At 64.3% G+C, this 19,715-nt stretch carries 11 protein-coding genes and 1 pseudogene; 1 reads left to right on the forward strand and 11 read right to left on the reverse strand.

From position 1 onward, the window contains the following. Positions 1-443 precede the first annotated feature (443 nt). The 6 genes from KDK82_RS31895 to KDK82_RS09450 all read right to left on the reverse strand — a co-directional run bounded on the left by KDK82_RS31895 (position 444) and on the right by KDK82_RS09450 (position 9,569). Entirely contained in the window at positions 444-959 is a 516-nt protein-coding gene (locus KDK82_RS31895) for a hypothetical protein (RefSeq protein WP_143343430.1), read from the reverse strand. After that, positions 959-1,531, reverse strand: coding sequence for an RHS repeat domain-containing protein (locus KDK82_RS32970; RefSeq protein ID WP_218827084.1), 573 nt, complete (start codon positions 1,529-1,531; stop codon positions 959-961). Before KDK82_RS32970 ends, KDK82_RS31895 begins: the two co-directional genes overlap by 1 nt. Positions 1,532-1,836: 305 nt before the next feature. Next, positions 1,837-2,406, reverse strand: coding sequence for a hypothetical protein (locus KDK82_RS09435; RefSeq protein WP_088164688.1), 570 nt, complete (start codon positions 2,404-2,406; stop codon positions 1,837-1,839). After that, positions 2,396-7,150 carry a DUF6531 domain-containing protein gene (locus KDK82_RS09440; protein WP_088164689.1) on the reverse strand — a complete coding sequence of 1,585 codons (4,755 nt, stop codon included), beginning with the start codon at positions 7,148-7,150 and terminating at the stop codon, positions 2,396-2,398. Before KDK82_RS09440 ends, KDK82_RS09435 begins: the two co-directional genes overlap by 11 nt. Positions 7,151-7,158: 8 nt before the next feature. Beyond that, entirely contained in the window at positions 7,159-8,289 is a 1,131-nt protein-coding gene (locus KDK82_RS09445) for a 3-oxoacyl-ACP synthase (protein ID WP_088164690.1), read from the reverse strand. Next, positions 8,286-9,569 carry a hypothetical protein gene (locus tag KDK82_RS09450; RefSeq protein ID WP_088165479.1) on the reverse strand — a complete coding sequence of 428 codons (1,284 nt, stop codon included), beginning with the start codon at positions 9,567-9,569 and terminating at the stop codon, positions 8,286-8,288. Before KDK82_RS09450 ends, KDK82_RS09445 begins: the two co-directional genes overlap by 4 nt. Before the next feature lie 74 nt (positions 9,570-9,643). Between KDK82_RS09450 and KDK82_RS09455 the strand changes: the two genes are divergently transcribed. Continuing rightward, complete coding sequence (locus tag KDK82_RS09455) at positions 9,644-10,630, forward strand: DUF2169 domain-containing protein (protein ID WP_088164691.1); 987 nt, start codon at positions 9,644-9,646, stop codon at positions 10,628-10,630. An 8-nt stretch (positions 10,631-10,638) separates the two neighbouring features. Here the strand turns inward: KDK82_RS09455 and KDK82_RS09460 are convergent, their stop codons facing one another. From KDK82_RS09460 to tssH, 5 genes and pseudogenes are all read right to left on the reverse strand, one after another. Further along, positions 10,639-11,088 carry a hypothetical protein gene (locus tag KDK82_RS09460; protein WP_088164692.1) on the reverse strand — a complete coding sequence of 150 codons (450 nt, stop codon included), beginning with the start codon at positions 11,086-11,088 and terminating at the stop codon, positions 10,639-10,641. Positions 11,089-11,098: 10 nt separating this feature from the next. Continuing rightward, positions 11,099-13,393 carry a type VI secretion system Vgr family protein gene (locus KDK82_RS09465; protein WP_088164693.1) on the reverse strand — a complete coding sequence of 765 codons (2,295 nt, stop codon included), beginning with the start codon at positions 13,391-13,393 and terminating at the stop codon, positions 11,099-11,101. 121 nt (positions 13,394-13,514) lie between these two features. Further along, positions 13,515-14,630: a hypothetical protein gene (locus KDK82_RS09470; RefSeq protein WP_256974430.1), complete on the reverse strand. Its 1,116-nt coding sequence runs from the start codon at positions 14,628-14,630 to the stop codon at positions 13,515-13,517. 65 nt (positions 14,631-14,695) lie between these two features. Further along, positions 14,696-16,975 carry a S41 family peptidase gene (locus KDK82_RS09475; RefSeq protein WP_088164695.1) on the reverse strand — a complete coding sequence of 760 codons (2,280 nt, stop codon included), beginning with the start codon at positions 16,973-16,975 and terminating at the stop codon, positions 14,696-14,698. After that, a pseudogene (tssH, locus tag KDK82_RS09480) lies at positions 16,972-19,714 on the reverse strand (type VI secretion system ATPase TssH). Before tssH ends, KDK82_RS09475 begins: the two are co-directional and overlap by 4 nt. Position 19,715: the final 1 nt, after the last annotated feature.

A 19,715-nucleotide genomic window follows, 5' to 3' on the forward strand; every position in this document is an offset into this window, starting at 1 on the left:
GTGGCAAAGCTGGCCTGAGCTGTTTCCGTCTCTACCTGCACGTTACAGTGTTCTTCACTCCGCCATTCCGACTCCAAGAGGGCCTGGGGTGAAGGCCTGCCGGGCTGACCCTGGAGTGCGCCTTGCTGGCTGACCTTATGGGTGGTAAGGCTGCCTATTGGGTTCCAGCCATAGCGGCTGGTCAGCGTGCCTTGGGTGCGTTGGATTTCCTGGGGCAGGGCGTCGCGTTCGATGTCGCTGACCACCTGGCCGTCGGCGAGGATCTGGTGCAGGTGAACAGAGCCGTAGTAGAGCCATTGGACGTGGCGGCCCCCGGGCAGCCAGCAGTCCGTGCGGTTGCTCAGTTCGTCGTAGCCGTGTGAAAGGCGGCGTTGCCTGATTTAATCAGGCAGAAGCCCCGCGTATCAGCCGAATCATTTTGATATATTTTATTGCACTAATATTTATCGTGAGTAAACTACAAAATCTCCTTTCTTCCAATTTTTACCGCCAATCCATGCGCACGGGAATCCTTGCCTTAGATAAACATCTAGCATTTTCTCGAAATATGGATGAGAGCTAGGCATCATCAATCTCGCTTTCGCACATAGTATCAGATCTTCATAAATGGCTTCTGATATGTCAGTGATTTCTTGGGGATCCAAAATTTTGCTAATGGCATGTTTTGAGAAATATTCCCTGAGATGGTCAAAATAATTGGTGTTTCCAATTAATTCTATTAATTTTTTTCTTTTCTCATCAAAAGGTGGGGACTCTATTTCTCCGGATGCATCTTTGGTAATGTCAATGATGAAGCGATAAGGTTTTTTTATGTCCTCATCTTGTTGCATGTACATCGCTTTATGAATATCTAATATTCTTTCTTCTGAAATTCTGTCTGTTGTTTGCAGTAGTGGCCCATCTTTCATGAGGTGAAAAATCTCTTGAACATTAATAGGAAAATCATTTTCTGAAATCATTAGAAACCGCCTTTCTTTAAGATATCATCCCACAACTTGAAATTTGATCCTTCAGATTTTCTTATTGGAGTGCCATTCTTCAATTCTTTGTGCAGAAGTTTTTGCATATCACCAAGTCTTTTAGATAGTTTCTTTGGACAGCCGCCGGCAGAAGATATTTCTCTATCAATGGCATCTAGCAGCGCATCACTATATTCGTTGTGACTTCCTCTGTGAGTTGATTTGCCATAATATTTTCCTTTTTTACCGTCAAATTTTCCGGCATATTTAGGTAGATTAATAAGATTTTCAAGAGCATCTTGATCTATACACTTTAATATGGGGCGTTTTTTAAACAATGCTTGTGGAATTTTGTGATGAGTTTGGTGTTTGGGTGCTAACCCCGCGGCCTTATTCATTCTATTTCTATGAGTGCTTAAACCATTTGGGTCAATCCACTCAGTTGGATTGACACCGTATGCATAGAAATTTTCACCACCAAACAACCCAATCGGATCCTGATGCACAAACCTTCCCACCACAGGATCGTAATACCTGAACCGGTTGTAGTGCAGCCCCGTCTCGCCATCAATTCAGAGCGTGTTATGCACTTTTGAGTACCCGCGAAAGCCGGGGAACGGGCCTGGAACGAGGCGTAGCACACCAATACCGCAAGCGAGCTGCAACGACGGGCGAACCCTTTTCCTGGCTTTCCCGAAGGGTTGGCTCTGCGCAGAGGGGCTCGCGGTGTTGCAGCGCTTGCAAAGGCTTCAGCCTTGGCGGCGAACTGCGCCTTGCAATCACCAGCGCACAAAGTCAACGCGGATGCTCAAAATTGCATAGCACGCTCTAGAGAATTTCCTTAAATTCTATTGAATTAATATGATCATTCTCTGATTTATACGTCCAAATTTTTAACGGCTTCTTTTGCTCTAAGGACAATGTCATCCGCAGCTGAAAATTGCCTTTCTATGGAAGATAGTGCTCTTAGTATAAATAGACCAAAATCTTTGTTTCCAAATCTTGTTTCTATTTCTGCGAAATACTCAATATCCTCCATTTTTTCTATGCTTATTTTTGATTTCTTGCCTTCTTTGAATCCAATATATTTGTATAGATCTGCAGCAGCTGCATTGCCGGAGTCCTTGAATTTTGTGAACAACCCATTAAACAAAGTTTCCTTGAAACCCTCTTTTAATCTACCTTTTCCATTTAGAGAATCAGGGTGAAAGGTTGAGAGGTATTTTTCGTATTTTACCGCTTCGTTATTTATGGAGTATGGTATTTTCTCTTCGTTGAGAATTTTTTCAATTTCGTCAACATTTTTAAATTTGATTCGAGCAAACCTAGCTGCTGAGAACTGGCTTCTCAATGAATCTTCGTGGGCAGCAAGGTAGCCTTGAAATGAAATGTCAGCTCTTCCTTCAAGGAGTTCTTTAAAATAGTCTAGATGCTTTTTATCCACCATATCGTCCTCCAGAGCTTCTGCTGCCTTTAGGTATTTTATAGTCTTTCATCATTTTCTTTATCTGCGACTGAAGATCAGATTGAGAGAAATTAGGATTTTGGCAAAGCCATGATTTGAAGTCGTTGTTCCATCCGCCGGAGTGAATATCAAAATGAAGTAAATTTGTAATATCTGCTATCTGCCGATCTACAAAATCTTTAGGGTTCTTGACGCCAATGGCTTTTAGCCTGTTTACAAAACATTTGTTTTTTAGCATTTCCTGTGGTATCAGGTGATGCCTTCTATTCACAGATGGTCCGTTAGTGCTTCTCCAGGTGGTAGATACTCTGTTCTGCCCGCCTTTGGTCTTGCCTGTGACTCGTATTAAACCTAGCGGGTCTGAATAGAATATTGGATTGGGAGAATATAAATATAGAAGTTCACCTCCCTCCAACCCAATCGGATCCTGATGCACAAACCTTCCCACCACAGGATCGTAATACCTGAACCGGTTGTAGTGCAGCCCCGTCTCGCCGTCAAAGTACTGTCCCTGGAACCGTAGCGGTTGCTCCACCAGCGCAAGGCTTTGTACCTCACCCTGGGCGGCCAGGGCCAGCGGGCGCTGGTCGTGGGTGAACACCGCCGCATCGTCCGTGCCGGTGCGCAGGTACCGCAACTGCTGGGTCTGGCCCCAGACCTTGTAGCTGGCGGCCCAGACGATGCGGCCGGTTTCGTCGGTGAGCTCCTGGGGGGCGCCGATCTGGTCGCAGTGGTAGTAGTAGGTGGCGAAGCTGGTCTGGACCGTTTCTGTATCTGCCTGTGCGTTGCGGTTTTCTTCGTTCTTCCATTCCGACTCCAGCTTGGCCAGTGGCACGAAGCTGTCGGGCTCGTAGAGGTATTCGCTCAGGCGTGAGCCACGGATTTCCCCGGCGAGCAGGTCGCCGTCGTAGAGGAAGGTGGTGCGCCCGAAGGCATCGTGCTTGTCGATGCGCCGGCCCAGCGCGTCGTAGCGGTAGCGCGTGGTCTGGACGGTGGCGGCAGGCTCTGGCTGCGCGTTCGAGCCGGCGATCTTCGGGCCGGGCCTGTCGTGGTAGCGCGTGACCGTGGATTCGAGCATCTGGTGCTCGGCGCTGTAGCGAAAGCGCTGCACGGTGTGCCAGCCGATGCGGCGCTCCACGATGTTGCCGTGCAGGTCGTACTGGAAACGCAGGTCCTGGTAGACGGCGAGCCGGTTGGTGGGCACCTGTTCGCGTTCGTTGCTGGTGCCTCCGCTGCTGAGGTCTCCACCACGGTTGGGGTTGAGCAGGTTGCCTGCGGGGTCGAATGCGAAGGTTTCCAGGTTCCGGCCCGAGGTGGGCAATCCACCTGCAGCATTTTTCTGGGCGGCAAGGATGCGGCCCAGGGCGTCGTAACGGTACTGGCTGTCGCCGCGCAGGCCGTCGCGCGTGGCGACGAGGTTGCCTGTGGGGTCGTACTGGTACAGGCGGGCGATGCGCTGGCCGGAGGGCAGGGGAGTATCCCGGTCCCAGAGGGCCTGGGGTGAAGGCCTGCCGGGCTGACCCTGGAGTGCTCCTTGCTGGCTGACCTTGTGGGAGGTGAGGCGGCCCATGGGGTCCCAGCCATAGCGGCTGGTCAGCGTGCCTTGGGTGCGTTCGATTTCCTGGTGCAGGGCGTCGCGTTCGATGTCGCTGACCACCTGGCCGTCGGCGAGGATCTGGTGCAGGTGGCCCGAGCCGTAGTAGAGCCATTGGACGTGGCGGCCCCCGGGCAGCCAGCAGTCCGTGCGGTTGCTCAGCGCGTCGTAGGCGTGCCGATAGCTGTAGGTCGCCAGCGCCTGCTCGTCTGCACTGGGCGCCATGTGTACCTGGGTCTCTTCCACCAGCCGCGATAGAGCGTCGTAGGCGAAGCGCACATGTGCATCGGGGTTGCTGGCATGCAGCATGCGGCCCAGCAGGTCGTAGCCATAGGTGGTGGTTCCTCCGTCTCCATTACCTGCCGCGTCGCTGCCCACGTGGATCTTGGCGACAAGGCGGCCCAGCACATCCCTGCGAAACAGGGTGCGCTTGGGCAGGGCTGCGTCGGGCCGTGGATCGTAGGGCGTATCCGGGGGCAGGTGGGCATCGCGCTCGTGCAGTTCGGTCAGTTCGCTGGCGGCGTTGTAGCGGTAGCGCTGTATGCGGCCGTCAAAACCGGTTTCCTCGATCAGGTTGTCTGCGGCGTCGTAGGTGAAGCTGGTGACGGCGCCGTTTTCGTTCTGCAGGGCGATGAGCCTGCCCACGGCGTCATAGCGGTAGCGCAGCGTGCCGCCCAGCGCATCGCGGCGCTCCACGGGCTGGTCCAGGCCGTTGTAGGTGTAGCGGGTGATGGCGCCTTGCGGGTCGGTGTAGGAAAGCAGGTTGCTCTGGGGGTCGTAGGCATAGTGATGTTCGGAACCATCAGCGCCCCACATCCGGCGCAGGCGTCCAAGCGCGTCGTGAAGGTAGCGGGTGGTCTGGCCCAGGGCGTCGGTGGAGGCCACGAGGTTGCCCAGGATGTCCCACGCATAGCGCGTGACCTGGCCCGAGCAGTCGGTGTAGGCCACGAGCTGTCCGGCTTCGTCCCACTGCAGATAGCGGGTTTTGCCCAGCGCGTCTTCTATGGCGACGGGCAGGCCGCGCGTGTCGTATTTCCAGCGCGTGGCGTGGCCGAGCGGGTCCAGGCGCTCGACCAGGTTGCCCTGGGCGTCGTAGGCCTGCCGCCAGACATGGCCCAGCGCGTCGGTGACTTCTTCGGGCAGGTTGAGCTGGTTGTATTTGAGGCGGGTGGTGGCACCTGATGCATCCGTGACGGCCAGCAGGTTGCCCTGGCCGTCGAATTGCCAGCGGGTGGTGCGGCCCATGGCGTCCCGCGCCTGTTGCGGGTTGCCGGCGGCGTCCATGCGCGTCTCGGATCGGACGGGCTGGCCATCCGGCCCGGGTTCGACGATGGCGATGACCTCATGCCGGGCGTTGTATTCGTAGCTGCTGCGCCTGCCCAGGGCGTCGGTGACATGGGTGGTGCGGCGGCCCAGGTCGTAGTCGAAGCGGGTGTCCAGCGTGCCGGGCTCGTCGGTCCAGGTCCGCACGACGCGGCCGCCCGCGTCAAGCCGGCTCCATTCCTGGTGGTAGGTGAAGCCGGTGCGGCTGCTGTAGGCCACCATCAGGTGCTGGCGATAGCGATAGTGCGCCGCGCCGCCCATGGCATCCGTGGCGGACTGGAGGTTGGCATGGGCGTCATCCGGGACGTTGCCATCCGTCCCATAGGCATAGCGTGCCAGCAGGCCGCCGACCTGTTCCACACCGTCGATCACACGGGATTCCAGGTGGATTTCCTGCAGGAGCGGGCCGGAGGGTCCCTGGTCTTCACTCCAGGTGAAGCGCAGCTTGCGGCCAGCACTGTCGGTCAGTCCCAGCGGGCGGGGCGCGCGGCCATCGATGCCTGTGGCGGTGTAGGCCGGGTAGTGAAGGGTGATGGTGTTGCCATTGCGGTCCACCAAGTGCACTAGTGGCAGACGCCATTGGCCGGTGGCCGGGGGGGCGAACAGGTGCCGGGTGCCATCGGCGCTTTCAACGCTCCAGCCGCCTTGCTGGTGGTGGGTGACGGTGATTTTTTCGCGCGGGTCGAAGTGGCTGGTACCGGCGGCAATCACGGGCAGCTGTATGCGGCGCCCGCGGGCGTCGTAGTAGTGCACCGCATCGTGGACCAGCACCAGTTCGGTGGACAGGGGCGTGCTCCATCCCCATCCAAGCCAGCCGGGGCGGCGGTCGCTGGAGCGGTAGTACCGCTGCCAGGTCAGGGCCATGGGGCCGGGCAATTCGAAATCCGTGTCGCGCAGGATCTTGGTGCCTGTGGCAAAGATCACGGGATGGCATGTGCCCAGCTCGCAGGTCGGTGGCGTGGCAATGCTTCCCTTGGAGGCGTTGTCGATGATGTTGCCCTGCGTGTTGGGATTGACGCTGTTGTCCGTGCGCTGTGCCACGGGGTTGCGGCGCGACTTGGCGCGCTGGGCGATCTTGCCCAGGACAAAGCCAATGGTGATGGCGGCCACGCCATCGGCGATCACTTCGGCGATCTGGTCGATTTTTTCGTCGGTCAGGGGCGGTGCCAGCAGCTCCTGGATTTCCTGGGCGAGTTCGGCGACTTGCTCGGCCGCCTGGGCCATGGCGGCCCCTCCGACGACGAGGTTGACGCCGGGAATGAGCTTGCCCACGAGCTTGAGGGCGGGTCCGATCAGCGCGCTGGGATCGGTCAGGCTTTCTCCAAGGGCCGACAGCTGGCTGGAGAATGCGCCCGGCAGCTTTTCGATCACCTTCTGCGCCAATTGGTCATAGGGACCGGGCAGCGCCTTCATGGCAAGGCGCATGGCCCAGCCAGGATTGATGACCATGGCGTTGCTTTTGGTCGTGTCGAAGGACCGCACGCTGCCCCGGTTCTCGAACTTGGTATCGCTGCTGTAGCTGGTGGGCTCGGCCGCGCCGCCGACAACGCCGGAACGCACGCCCGCGATACCACCGAGCTTGTCGGGTGTGGCGGGTATGGACTCGAAGCGGCTGCCGGCAACGGCCACGGGGTGCCCATCGATCTTGAGCGTGGCCGTGCCGTTCTTCAGGCCCGGGCCATGGGCCATGTTGAGGATGGGAACCGGTGGTCCCTGGGGCTTGGGAAAGACGGGGTTGATCGGGCCAGGAATCATGGCCGGATTGCGGCCTTCGTGGATGGCGCGGCGGTCGTTGACGTAGGTGGCCATGGATGGACTCAGGACTCTTGGGAAATGGAGGATTGGCGCCGCCCGGCTGCGGAAGATCTTCCTGCCGTGCGGGCATGGCGATTCCAGGTGGCGCTCCAGGCGGCCACGCGGGTGTTCAGCCCGGTGACCGTGAGCAGGCCTGCGTGGCCTGCCAGGGGCGACGGCATGACGGGGTGCGTCAGCCACTGGCGCATCTCATGGAACAGGCTGAGCATGAGAGGCGCCCAGGCCGCGCCCATTTGACCAAGCAGTGCTGCCGGGTCCTGGGCTTGCGGCAGGCCGCCCTGTGACGCCAGCGCCGCGGAGAGGCTGGCCAGCTCGGCGCCCCGCCATGCCGAGCCATCCATGTCGGACCAATAGGAGTGCAGGGCGTTGACCGGCATGTGCGCTGCCTTCAGCGCACCGTGGCAGGCCTCGATCAGTGCGCGGCCATCGGGCAGGGTGTCGCTGTCCAGGCGTGAGCGTGGCTCGTCTGCAAAGAATGGTGGATAGACCGTGACGAAATCTGCAGTGGCCGGCTTGCGGGACAGTCGTACGAAGGCTGCGCCTTCCGAGGCAATGAAGCCTTCGCACACGCCGTTGACCTTGGCCCAGCGACGCTGGTAGAGCACGTCCGCGATCTCCGTGTCCACGAAGCTGTCCACTCCGCCGATGATCACTTCGGGCACCGAGGGGTTGTCGTGCATGAAACGATAGGCCTGCGACAGCGCATCGGCGCCTGCCACTGCGCCACCCGGGTAGACCTTGATGGGCAGGAACTCTGCGGCGAGGTCCAGTGCGCGGGGAAGCTCCAGTGCGAATCGGCCGGCGTCTATCCAGCCCGGTAGTTCAGGCAAGGAGTCGGGCAGTGCCACGAAGAGGGGGATGGGCCGCTGCAGCGGCCAGCCTGCGGCAGGCGCCGGCTGGCCGCGCAACGCTTCGTGCAGGGCAGGGGCTGCGAGCCGGATCAGGCGTTCCGTTCCTTTGCAGGCTGCATCAATGGCTTGCACCCGGGATACGGTGGCACGGTGCTCGGCCTGGCCGGTGATGGCCTGCCGGGTAAAGCTCGACTGGCGTGCAGTGAAGCCGCAGCCGGTCTGCCAGGCCCGGGTCCCGATGGGGGTGCATGCGCCAGTGGCTGCGATTACGAGAGGGTTCATGGTTGTGCCCTGCCGATGTTGAATGCCGCACGTTCGATCACGGAGGCCGTGCTGCAGGCCAGGGCCTGAACGACGGCCAGATCGTCGGCCTCGATCCACAGCGCTGCGCCCACGCGTGAGAGATGTTCCAGATAGAGCAGTCGTCGCAAGGGCGCTCCCACCATGGCCGAGGACTCTTGCAGAACCACCTGTGTGCGAGGGCGGCCCAGACGCAGTGCAGGGCCTGAAACAGGAAGCGCGGCCAGGGCAGCATCCACGCAGGCGGCACGGCCGGATGCCTCATTACCCATGTCGAAGGCGATATCGGCAGGCTCTCCTGTAAGCAGGGCCGTGGCGTCAGCCAAGGTGCGGCAGGCCTCTTCATCCTCCAAGGCCGTATGGGCAGCAAGCTGGCGAAGCAGAGGAATGTCTCCTACAAGCGAGGCCGCATATACCTGCAGGGCCCAGGGCATTTGAGGATGCCGGCCTTGCCGCAAGGCGCTTGCCAGCGCATGTCCATCCCTGGCGGCCAGCAGGGCCAAGGCCACGGTGGAATGCGGCATCCGGGCCAAAAGAGTGCGTGCCACAGGCGTTTCCTGCCGGCTCCCCATGAGCGCCAGCGCCAGCAAGGCGGCCTGCGCATCGCTGTCTTGTTGCGTGGCTGCGATGGCCTTGGCTTCATCGCCACGCCCTGTGCATCGCCAATCACACAGGGCCGCTACGCCGCCCGGAAGACCGGATGTCCATGCAGAGATGGCTTGTGCGAATTCGTCGCTGACAGCTGGCCGGGAAATTGCGAGGCGCTGGAGCAACTGTGCCAATGGCGCGCTCTGCCTGTGCTTTTCCTGGGAGAGCAGCCAGGTGAAGTATTCGGCGACGGTGTTGTCAAAGCAAAACCGCATGGCGTTGAAGACCGCGTTCGGCTGGGCCTGGAGATGGGCCCCCAGCGTTTGCTCCAGCCCATCGTGAACGTGCTTGCGTTGCAGGTGCAGGGCTTGCAGGCAGGCCAGCGCGAAGATGCGGGAGGGCTCATCCAGGATTTCAGCGCCAGCTGTTTCGATGGCCTGCTGGCAGGCATGGTCCAGCTCAGGTGCGTGCATCAGGTGCTGCTTCAGGCCGCTCAGCGCCTGCACGATGCTGTCGTCGAACACGGCAAATGCGTCGGGGCGCGACGCGGGGCGCTGTAGCAACTGGGCGCGGCGCCAGTACTGGTTTACCAGTGTGCGTGCCAAGCGGGGCGCCTGCCCGTCCATGACGGGGATGTCGATGGCCCGGGGAATGGGGAGTTCAATAACGGTCATGATGAAAAGAGGCTGGTCGCTACGTCGCAGCGGCATCGCATCAGGGACAATGCCGCCCAGGAGGAACCCAAGCGATGCTGGACAATCTGACGCCTTTTGCTGCGGAAATACTGCCGGGACATGGCGCCGACGGCAGCCTGTGCTCCACCGTGGTGATCAAGGCCACGCTGGATTTCGCGGGCCGCGCAGTGGCACAGGGCAAGGCGGTGCCGGTGTTTCGCGGTGATGAGTCCTTTGATGGGTGCGGGCACGTGGTGCGCCACGAGGCCGATATCGCCCCGCTGAAATCCCGCGTGGATGTTCTGTTCAATGGCCATGCCCATGCACCTGGCGGCAAGGCTGTGGCACGTTTCGACGCGGGTCTGGCCATTGGCGGCGAAAACCGCGTCATCCGCGTCTTTGGCAAGCGCGTTTGGCGCCGCAAGATGGGGCTGGTGCCTGTGGTGCAGGAGCTGGAGCCTGCGCTCAAGGTTCCCCTGACCTACAACCTCGCCTTTGGCGGTGCGGATGCAGAAAACCCCGAAATATTTCACGGCCCCAATCCGGTGGGGGCGGGCTTCAGTGCAGGCCTTCCCCAGGACGGAGCGCCGATGCATCAGCTCGAATGGGTCGATGACCCGCTCCGATCGCCAGCCGACCGGATTTCGCCAGCCGGCTTTGGCTGCATAGGACGCAGCTGGTTGCCGCGTCGTGCCTTGTGGGGCAGCTATGCGGCTCAGGAGCTGGAACAGTCGCCGGGCCTTCTCTCGCGAATGCCGGCCTCGTTTGATCCGGCTGCATGGAACTGCGCCCATCCGCGCATGCAATTCAGGCGGGACCAGGTACGGGCGGGAACGAGGGTTGCCTGGGTCCACCTGAGCGCCGAGGGCGAGGGGGAGACCATCATTCCTGCTATCCGTCCGCAGCTCGGTTGGGTGATGCGTGGTGAGCGCGGCGCTGCAAGTCCCGAATTCGATACGCTGATCATTGAACCAGAGCATGGGCATCTGGTGCTCATATGGCGGCACACGCTTGCAGGGCATGTCCTGCGTGGTCTCGAAAGCGTTCAGGTCCATCTCTGATCCAGCCTTCAGTTGATGCGGACTTCGGCCGCATCCAGATCCAGCAGGTCCCGCGCGTCCTGCTCAATCGTCAGTGCGACCAGACGGACAAGGCCCTGGGCTGTCAGCTTCAGCGTGGCTTGCCCGCAACTGAGCGTGATGCAGTCCTGCGACTGCAGGCGGATGGCACGCTGCCCCCACGGCGCTGCAGGAGAAGGCGAGAGAACGGCTGTAATGGTGGCCCGCCCGGTGGGCAGGACTGCGAGCAGGACCTCGTCTCCGGGAACCAGTTCCGGAAGCAGAACGCCGGCGGGAGCCTGAAGCGAAACCTCGGGGTCTTGCACAAGGGCCACCAGATACAGGTCTAGTTCCTGAGCTTCGATGACTCGTCCAGCCAGGAGCTGTACGTTCGACACGGCGTGCTGCAGGCTGCCGTCATCGGACGGTTCGACAGGAATGCTTGCTTGTGGGATTGCCATGGGATTTCCTTCAAGCGGGGTTGATATGGCTGTCCGGAGACGACACGGTCACCTTGGAGCTGCCGCTGATGGAGATCGTCTGTCCGTTGACCTGCACGGTGCCGTCGCTGGTCATGCGCAACACGGCCTTGCCGCACTTGATCTCGATGGCGTCGCCCACGGTGATGGCCATTTCCTTGCCCACCGTGATCGTCTGCACCTCGCCCACGGTGGTGGCGGAGTTCTTGCCGACCGTCGCCGTATGGTTGTCGGCCGTGTCGTCGGTGCGGTTCTTGCCCACGCTGGTGGACTGGTTCTGACCCACTGAAACACTGCGGTTCATGAGCACCGTCGTGCTCTGGTTCAGCCCAACATTCACCACCATGGCCGCGCCCACATTGACGTTGTAGGCGGCGCCGATGTTCACCATCTTGGCCAGGCCCACGTTCTGCATGTAGGCCAGTCCGATGGTCTCTGTCTTGAAGCTGCCCACCTTGATCGACCAGTTGTTCCCGATCTTGTCCTTCTCGTTGCGGCCTATGGTCTTGCTGCGGTTCTTGCCGATGGAGATGTTCTCGTCGATGCCAACGTCTTCATTGCGGTTGTCGCCGATGCTGATCTTCTCGTTGTGGTCCACGCGCTCCGTGCGGTTGTTGTGCACGGTGATGGTCTCGTCGCGGTCCACGGTCTCGGTGCGGTCGCGGTGGATGACGTTGGTTTCATCCCGGTCGATGGTCTTGCGCCGGTCGTTGCCCACCCATTTGTCCTCGTCGTTCTCGACTTCGGTGAGTTGGTCCTTCTGAGCATGCAGCCACAGCTGTTCGGCGCCCGCCTTGTCCTCGAAGCGGATGGCGTTGGCGTCGCCCTGGCCGTTCTTCATGCCCGCGCCCGGTGCGCCGCCCTTGCTGGATCTGGTCTTGATGCCCGATTGCGTGGCGTTGGCCGGCAGCGCCCAGGGCGGCATGTTGGAGGCGTTGTAGACGCAGCCCATGACGATGGGGTGGTCCGGGTCGCCGTTGAGGAAGTCCACGATGACTTCCATACCGATGCGCGGGATGTGCACCGCGCCAAAGCCCGGCCCGGCCCAGCTGGTGGCCACGCGCATCCAGCAGCTGGAGTTCTCGTTCATGCCGCCGATGCGGTCCCAGTGGAACTGCACCTTGACGCGGCCGTACTGGTCGCACCAGATCTCTTCGCCTGCGGGGCCGACGACGACGGCGGTCTGCGGGCCCGTGGTGCGCGGTTTGGCGGTAATGCGCTGGGGCTTGAAGGGCAGGCTGGTGGGCTGGGCCTGGAGCACGAATTTCTGTGTCGAGCCCTCGCCGCTGCCGCCGTCGCTGACGCGCGGGTTTTCTTCGAAGGCGTAGTCCACGGCCGTGACCAGGTAGGCCTGGTTCTGGTCGCCGCGCGGGTAGTTGTCCAGCGTGAAGGTGTAGCCCGGCGCCATGGCGCGGTGGTTGGAGCTGCCCTGCACCGTGCTCTGGCGCGTGAGGCTTTGCTGCAGGCGCACGCGGATGTAGTCCTCGCCGTCGCCGGTTTCGGTGTAGCCGCCCGGCCATTCATAGATTTCGTAGGCGTCGTGCGCATGGCCGGGCGGGTTGCGGCGCATGTTGGACAGCTCGGCGCGGGGCTTCTTGAAGTCGTAGTCGTCGTTGTAGTGCCGGCCGGGCTTGACGCGCTGGTGCAGTTCCCAGGCGTGTATGCATTCCTCGCGCGCCACGGCGGCCTTGCCCGGCGGGTGGAAGGGGATGACGGCACCGCCCTGCAGCGGGTCGTGCGAGGCGACGATGTCGTCGCCCAATGTCAGTACATGCTGGCCCGCGCTGTGCTGGTGGTAGTAGCAGATGCCCTCGTGCTCCATGAGGCGCGAGACGAACTGGAAGTCGGTCTCGTTGTACTGCACGCAGTACTCCCAGGTGCGGTAGGAGCGCGTCAGGCGCTGCTGCATGGGGTGGCCGTAGATGCCCAGGACCTCGTTGATGATGTCCGGCACGGTCTTGTTCTGGAAGATGCGAAAGTCGCTGCGGCGCGTGGCCAGCCACAGCCAGGGCGACAGGCGCGCGCGGTACAGGAAGTTGCGGTGCTCGTCCTGGCCGCGCATGCCAAAGGCCGTGACCAGGCCATCGATGTAGCGTTTGCCGCCGTCCTGGGTCTCCACCACCACGGTGGCGCCCTTGCCCAGCAGGGACTTGGGATCGATGCTGTCGCTTTCGCTGAGCAGGTCGATCTCCAGGGCGAACAGATGGCTGATTTCCTCGCGACCCTGCAGCCGGCGCAGCTGCAGCTGGTCTGCCAGGGGGGTGTTGATGGTGACTCTGCGTGTCATGGTGTCGGATCTCGCGGTGCTTGGGGTGGAAGAGGGGTCGGGGCTTCAGGCCTGGATGGCGGGGCCTGCGTGCGCCGGTCGATGAAGGGCTTGCATGGGGTGGCTGGAAGGTCCTCTGCTGCTAGCGGGCTGCGTACACCAGCCCAGGACGGGCGCCGTCGGCGTCATCCTGGGCGTCATCCGTGACAGGGTCGCTGTCGAAGGGCTGGCCCAGCGCAATGAACTGGTAGTTGCCGCGCCGGTCGGTGAAAACCGCCAGGCCGCCCGGCGTCAGGGCTACGTTGAACCAGTCGTTGTCGGTTCTGGGCTGGTCCGGGTCCAGCGAGCCCGGCCGGCTCCGGGCCAGCACGCTGCCGGCCAGGCTCGCCTGGTTCAACACCCGGGTCTGCCGGCCATCCGCGCCATACAGCCGTAGCTCCCCGGTGGCTTCGACCTTGCGCAGGCCCTCGCCCAGAGGGACGGAGCGCTTCAGGCTGGCCAGCACGAACCGGCCACCCGGCGCCAGGTGCAGGTCGGGCGGGATGTCGTTGCCACCGCTGCGGAACTCGGCCAGGTGCACGTTGCGCGCCTCGGCGCCCAGTGCCAGCGCAGCGCCCATGCCGGGCTGCCCGGGCAAGGCATAGATCAACAGCACATTGCCTGCCGACCATGCCTGGGCGCTGGTCCAGGCCATCGCATCCGCTGCCGTCCAGGCCCCGGCCTGCGCGGCCATGGCGGCGGCCGGTTCCTTGTCCCGGGGCTGCACGGCCAGGGTTCCGTCAGCGGCGCGGGCCAGGCGGGGCAATGCATCGAAGCTGCCCAGATTGCGCGCTTGCTGCAGCGTCCAGCCCGGCAGGGCGAAGGTCAGCAGCTGGTAGGGCTTGCGGCCGTCCGCATCGGGGTCCAGCCGGCTGCTGGCGACGATGTTCACCAATCCGTCACTGCTTCCCTGTGCATCCTGCGTGACGACAGGGCGGGCAAGGCAGCCGCCAGGTCGAACTCCTGGCCGTGGCAGCGCCGCAATGGCCGCAGGCTTGCCGCTGCGTTCTGACAGTTGAAAACTGCCTGTCTTGGCCTGGTTCTTCAGATCGAGTCGATCCACCCGGCCATTGCAGTACACGGCATACAGATAGCGGTACTGGCTGCGGTCGGTGGGATCGGCGGGATCGAGTGCCTTGGCCGCAACCGGCGTAGCGAGGGTAACCCGCATCTGGTCGGTGCTGGACGAGCAGCCCGCCGCCAGCGCGCTGGCAGCCATGACTGCACAAGTCACGAAACGGGCGGGGTTCAGGTGCGGTGGCATGGCGGCAAGGGCTTGTGGGTCTAGCGCGACGCCTGCGCGGTGCGGCTGCGATCCAGGTGGAGCACGGCAGCGTCCAGCAGCGGGTCGCCGCCGGCCTGGATGGAGGCGGTGAAGGCCGCGTCCACGGGCACGCGCAGGCGCGGGGTCACGCCTTGGGCTTGTGCGGCGGGGTTGTTGCCGCCAGCGGGGCCGGTTTCTGCGAGCAGGGGGACTTGCACGATGAAGCCGGCCGGCAGGTGCACGCGCGTGGCGGGGCCGGTGGCGCCAGCCGTGGCGCTGGTGGCGACGATGTCGGCACGCTGGCTGTGCTGCAGCCAGGCAGCGAACAGTTCGCAGGGGCCGGCGCAGCCGGGGCCGGTGAGCACGGCGACGGGGGCCGTGAAGGGCGTGCCCGAGGCGGCCAGCGGCAGCTGGGCCGGCAGGCCCAGGCCGCCACGGCTGCGCCAGACGCGGGCGGCGGGGTCGAACAGGCGCTGGGCGGCGTCCTGCATGCGCAGCGGCTTGTCGCGCGTGTAGAGCGAGGCCAGCATGTGGGGCACCAGCTGGTAGGCGTCGTCGCCCCGGTGGGCGCGCAGGTCGATGACCAGGCCCGTGACCCTGGCCTGGGTGGCGGCGGCCAGGGCGCCCTCCCAGCGGTTGAGCTGGCCGGTGGCGCCGTCGGCAAAGCTGTCGAGGGCGATGTAGGCCAGGTTGCCGCCCTGGGCGCTGCGCAGCAGGAAGGAGGCGAGGGCGGGCTCGGCCGCAGGCAGGGCCGTGGTGGCGGCGGGGGCGGCGTCCAGGCGCAGGTTCTGTTCCTGGTTGCTGGATGTGCTGTTGGGTGTGCCGGCTGCGGTGCGCAGGTTCAACGTGGCGGGCGTGCCCAGGTCCAGCGCCAGCAGGTCGGCGCGGCGGGCTTCGGCACCGGCGCGCAGCGAGGCGGGGGCAATGCGGTCCAGGTAGCGTGCCGGGCTTTCCCCTTCGATGGCGAGGATGTCGCTGCCGGGCTGCAGGCCCGCCTTGGCGGCGGCAGAGCCTGGCGCCACGCTGGTGATGGCGATGCGGCCGTCCTCGCGCAGCCAGGTGCGGGGCATGGGCATGTTGACGCTGCCGCGTGCCAGCAGCTGCGGGGACAGGCCCCGGTCTGTGCGGGCGGGCCAGGCCTGGCCGCCGGGCAGCAGAACGCGGTATTGGCCATCGCCCAGGCGCTGGCCCATTTCTGCCAGGGCCTGGGCCTGTGCGGCGCTGTCGCCGCGCTCGGCGGCGGTCTGCAGGCGCTGGCCGTAGTCGGCACGCAGCTTGCCGGCATCGAAGCCGCTGGCAGCGGCCAGCGGGTGGCGCTCGGCAATGAGGCCGATGAGGGCCTGGGCCGCATCGCCTGCGCCCAGGCGGGACAGGTCGATGTCCTGCGCGGGCTGGACGGCGTGGAAGGCCAGGGCGATTTCCCGGGCGCGGTCGAAGCGCAGGCCCTGCGGCTCCAGCGTGACCACGGTGTAGCCGCGCGGCAGGGTGACCATCGGGTCGTCGGCGGTGAACAGGCGCCCGTCGGCGCCAAAGCCGGAAGGGAAGCGCTGCGTGGCATCGCTGGCCCAGACCAGCAGCTTGCCGCCCGTGGGCTCCAGGATGTCGCCGCTTTGGCGCGGCCATTCGGTGCGCACCGAGCTGGCGCGCAGCATGGCGTGCTGCTCTATGGCGTCCAGGCTGCGCCGGCCCGCGCGCTGGGGCACGTCGGCGTGGACGGACAGGGCGAAGATGCGCACGCCCCGGCCACCGGGGCGCGCGCGGCCGGTGGACAGGTCATAGGTCGTGCCGTCGGGGTCGCTGGGCAGTTCGATGGCCACGCCGGTGCTGTCGCCGCGCGGCAGGGCCAGCCATTGCGACTTGGCCGGCGCCACATGGGCGGCCTGGCGCTGCACGAGGTACGGCCCCTGGTCCATGAGCGCGACCACGGCTTGGCCGCGCCGGGCGCTGTCCGTCCAGGCATCGCCCAGCACGGCCATGACGCGGCGTGGGCCGCCCTGGTCGTCCTGCACGGGGGCGGCGCCGGAGGGCGGCGACTGTGCCGCCTCGGGCTGGGCCTGGTTGCGGTCCCACCAAGCACGGGCCTCGCTGGCGGCACCGGTGGCCGCGTTGGTGGCCGTGCTGGCCGCGCTGCGGCCGGCCTCCAGCGCCTGCTGGCCGGCCGTGGCGGCGCCCGAGGCCCGCTGCACGGTGTCGGCAGCCTGGCCGATGGCGCCCAGGTCCAGCGCCTGCGCGGCCGGGGCGGCCAGCAGCGCGGCGGCAATCACGGCCGTGGTGGCGAGTGGAAGACGGCGCCCGTTCATGCGGGCTCCGCAGCGCGGGTGCGCACGTCCAGCGTGAAGTCGTCGCCGCTGGCGCCAGCGTGCAGGCTTTGCAGTTCCTGGCCTTCCACGGTGGCCTGCAGGAAGTGGGTGGCCATGCGCGGCAGCAGGTTCTGGGTGAGGATGCCGTCCACCATGCGCGCACCGGACTCGACCTCGCTGCAGCGGCGGCGCACCAAGTCCACGGCGGCTTCGTCGAAGCTGAACTGCGCGCCGTGGCGCTCTTCGATGCGCCGCTGTATGCGCAGCATCTGCAACCGGATGATCTGCTCCAGCATGGCGTCGGAGATGGGGTAGTAGGGCACGACGGTCAGGCGGCCCAGCAGCGCGGCGGGGAAGGTCTGCAGCAGCGGCTGGCGCACGGCCTGGGCCAGGCCTTCCGGCGTGGGCGCCAGGTCCGGGTCGCGGCACATGTTGGCAATCAGGTCCGAGCCGACGTTGGAGGTCAGGATGATGACGGTGTTCTTGAAGTCGATGTAGCGGCCCTCGCCGTCTTCCATCCAGCCCTTGTCGAAGACCTGGAAGAACATCTCGTGCACGTCGGAGTGGGCCTTTTCGATTTCATCGAGAAGGACCACGCTGTAGGGGCGGCGGCGCACGGCCTCGGTGAGCACGCCGCCTTCGCCGTAGCCCACGTAGCCCGGTGGCGCGCCCTTGAGGGTGGAGACGGTGTGCGCCTCCTGGAACTCGCTCATGTTGATGGTGATGAGGTTTTGCTCGCCGCCATACAGGGCTTCGGCCAGGGACAGCGCCGTCTCGGTCTTGCCCACGCCCGAGGGTCCGGCCAGCAGGAACACGCCGATGGGCTTGCCCGGGTCGTCCAGCCGCGCGCGCGAGGTCTGGATGCGGCGCGTGATGGCCTCCAGGCCATGGCGCTGGCCGATGACGCGCTTCTCCAGCGTGTCGGCCAGCGAGAGCACGGACTGCACCTCGTCGCGCACCATGCGGCCCACGGGAATGCCGGTCCATTCGGCCACCACGGCGGCGACCACGCCGGCATCGACCACGGGCTGCAGCAGTGGGGCATCGCCCTGCAGCTCGGCCAGTTGGCGGCGCAGCGCTTCCAGCGCGGCCACGCTGGGGGGGCACGGCAGGTTCGGTTGCGGTGGCTTCGGCGGCCGTTTCCGGTGCCGCAGCGGACGGGTCTGCGGCGGCGCCGGTGGAGAAGACGGGCGGCTTCAGGCCCATGAGGGCGGCCTCGGTTTCCAGGATGCGGCGGGCCAGCGCGCTTTCCTGGCCAAAGCGTTCGGCCAGTGTGGCCTGGCGGTCGCGCAGGCTGGCCAGGTCGGTTTCCAGCGCCTGCAGGCGCTCGGCCGTGGGCAGGCCGAGGGCTGCCTCGCGCAGCAGCACTTCCTGCTCCACGCCCAGGGCCTCGATGCGGCGCTGCACGGCTTCAAGCTGGGCGGGCGTGGCATGCAGGGCCATGGCCACGCGCGAGCAGGCCGTGTCCAGCAGGCTGACGGCCTTGTCGGGCAGCTGGCGCGAGGGAATGTAGCGGTGCGACAGGCTGACGGCCGCGGCCACCGCGTCGGCCGCAATGCGCACCTGGTGGTGGTTTTCCAGCTTGGCGGCCACGCCGCGCAGCATGTCCACGGCGCGGGGCTCGTCGGGCTCATGCACCTGAACGAGCTGGAAGCGGCGGGTCAGGGCCGGGTCTTTTTCAATGTATTTCTTGTACTCGGCCCAGGTGGTGGCGCCGATGGTGCGCAGCGTGCCGCGCGCCAGGGCGGGCTTGAGCAGGTTGGCGGCATCGCCCGTACCGGCCTGGCCGCCCGCGCCCACCAGGGTGTGGACTTCGTCGATGAAGAGCACGATGGGCGTGGTGCTGGACTGCACGGCGTCCAGCAGGCCGCGCAGGCGGTTCTCGAACTCGCCCTTCATGCTGGCGCCGGCCTGCAGCAGGCCCACGTCCAGCACGCGCAGCTCCACGCCCTGCAGCGGCGGCGGCACGTCGCCCTGGGCGATGCGCAGGGCCAGGCCTTCGACCACGGCGGTCTTGCCCACGCCGGCCTCGCCCACCAGGATGGGGTTGTTCTGGCGGCGGCGCAGCAGGATGTCCACCATCTGGCGCACCTCGTCGTCGCGGCCCGTGACAGGGTCCAGTTCGCCGGCCTTGGCGCGGGCCGTCAGGTCCACGGTGTATTGCTGCAGCGCGCCGCCCTGGCCGGGTGCGACGCCCGTGGCCTGGCTGGCTTCGCCCGGCGTGCCTTCCAGCCCGCTGCCATCGGCCGCGCGCATGCGTGCCTCGGGCGAGTCGGGCAGCAGGCGGGCGAAGGCGTCGCTGAGCGCGGGCTCGGAGATCTTGTCGAATTCGCGCGAGATGGAGCGCAGCTCATTGGCCAGCGAGCGCGTGCGCACCATGCCCGACAGCAGATAGGCGCTGCGGATCTGGCTGTCGTTGAACATCAGCGTGGCATAGACCCAGCCGCGCTCGATGGCGGTCTCTATGTGCTCGGAGAAGTCGCTGATCGAGGTGGCGCCGCGCGGCAGCTGGTCCAGGCGGCGAAGCACATCGGCGGCCAGGCGGTCGGAGGCGATGTCGAAGTGGCGCAGGATGCGGATCAGGTCGCAATCGTTTTCCTGCAGCAGCTGGTGCAACCAGTGCACCAGCTCCACATAGGGATTGCCGCGCAGCTTGCAGAACACGGTGGCGCCTTCCAGCGACTTGAACAGCAGCGGGTTGAGCTTGCCGAAGAGGGATTGGCGGCTGATTTCTGTCATG

The organism is Delftia sp. K82 (genome assembly GCF_002193035.1).
Taxonomy (GTDB): domain Bacteria; phylum Pseudomonadota; class Gammaproteobacteria; order Burkholderiales; family Burkholderiaceae_C; genus Comamonas; species Comamonas acidovorans.

Coding starts and splice junctions, on each gene's coding strand:
- KDK82_RS09470 (WP_256974430.1), bottom strand. CDS start 14,630: ATGGCTGCCAGCGCGCTGGCGGCGGGCTGCTCGTCCAGCACCGACCAG.
- KDK82_RS09435 (WP_088164688.1), bottom strand. CDS start 2,406: ATGGTGGATAAAAAGCATCTAGACTATTTTAAAGAACTCCTTGAAGGA.
- KDK82_RS09465 (WP_088164693.1), bottom strand. CDS start 13,393: ATGACACGCAGAGTCACCATCAACACCCCCCTGGCAGACCAGCTGCAG.
- KDK82_RS09475 (WP_088164695.1), bottom strand. CDS start 16,975: ATGAACGGGCGCCGTCTTCCACTCGCCACCACGGCCGTGATTGCCGCC.
- KDK82_RS31895 (WP_143343430.1), bottom strand. CDS start 959: ATGATTTCAGAAAATGATTTTCCTATTAATGTTCAAGAGATTTTTCAC.
- KDK82_RS09450 (WP_088165479.1), bottom strand. CDS start 9,569: ATGACCGTTATTGAACTCCCCATTCCCCGGGCCATCGACATCCCCGTC.
- KDK82_RS09455 (WP_088164691.1), top strand. CDS start 9,644: ATGCTGGACAATCTGACGCCTTTTGCTGCGGAAATACTGCCGGGACAT.
- KDK82_RS09440 (WP_088164689.1), bottom strand. CDS start 7,150: ATGGCCACCTACGTCAACGACCGCCGCGCCATCCACGAAGGCCGCAAT.
- KDK82_RS09445 (WP_088164690.1), bottom strand. CDS start 8,289: ATGAACCCTCTCGTAATCGCAGCCACTGGCGCATGCACCCCCATCGGG.
- KDK82_RS09460 (WP_088164692.1), bottom strand. CDS start 11,088: ATGGCAATCCCACAAGCAAGCATTCCTGTCGAACCGTCCGATGACGGC.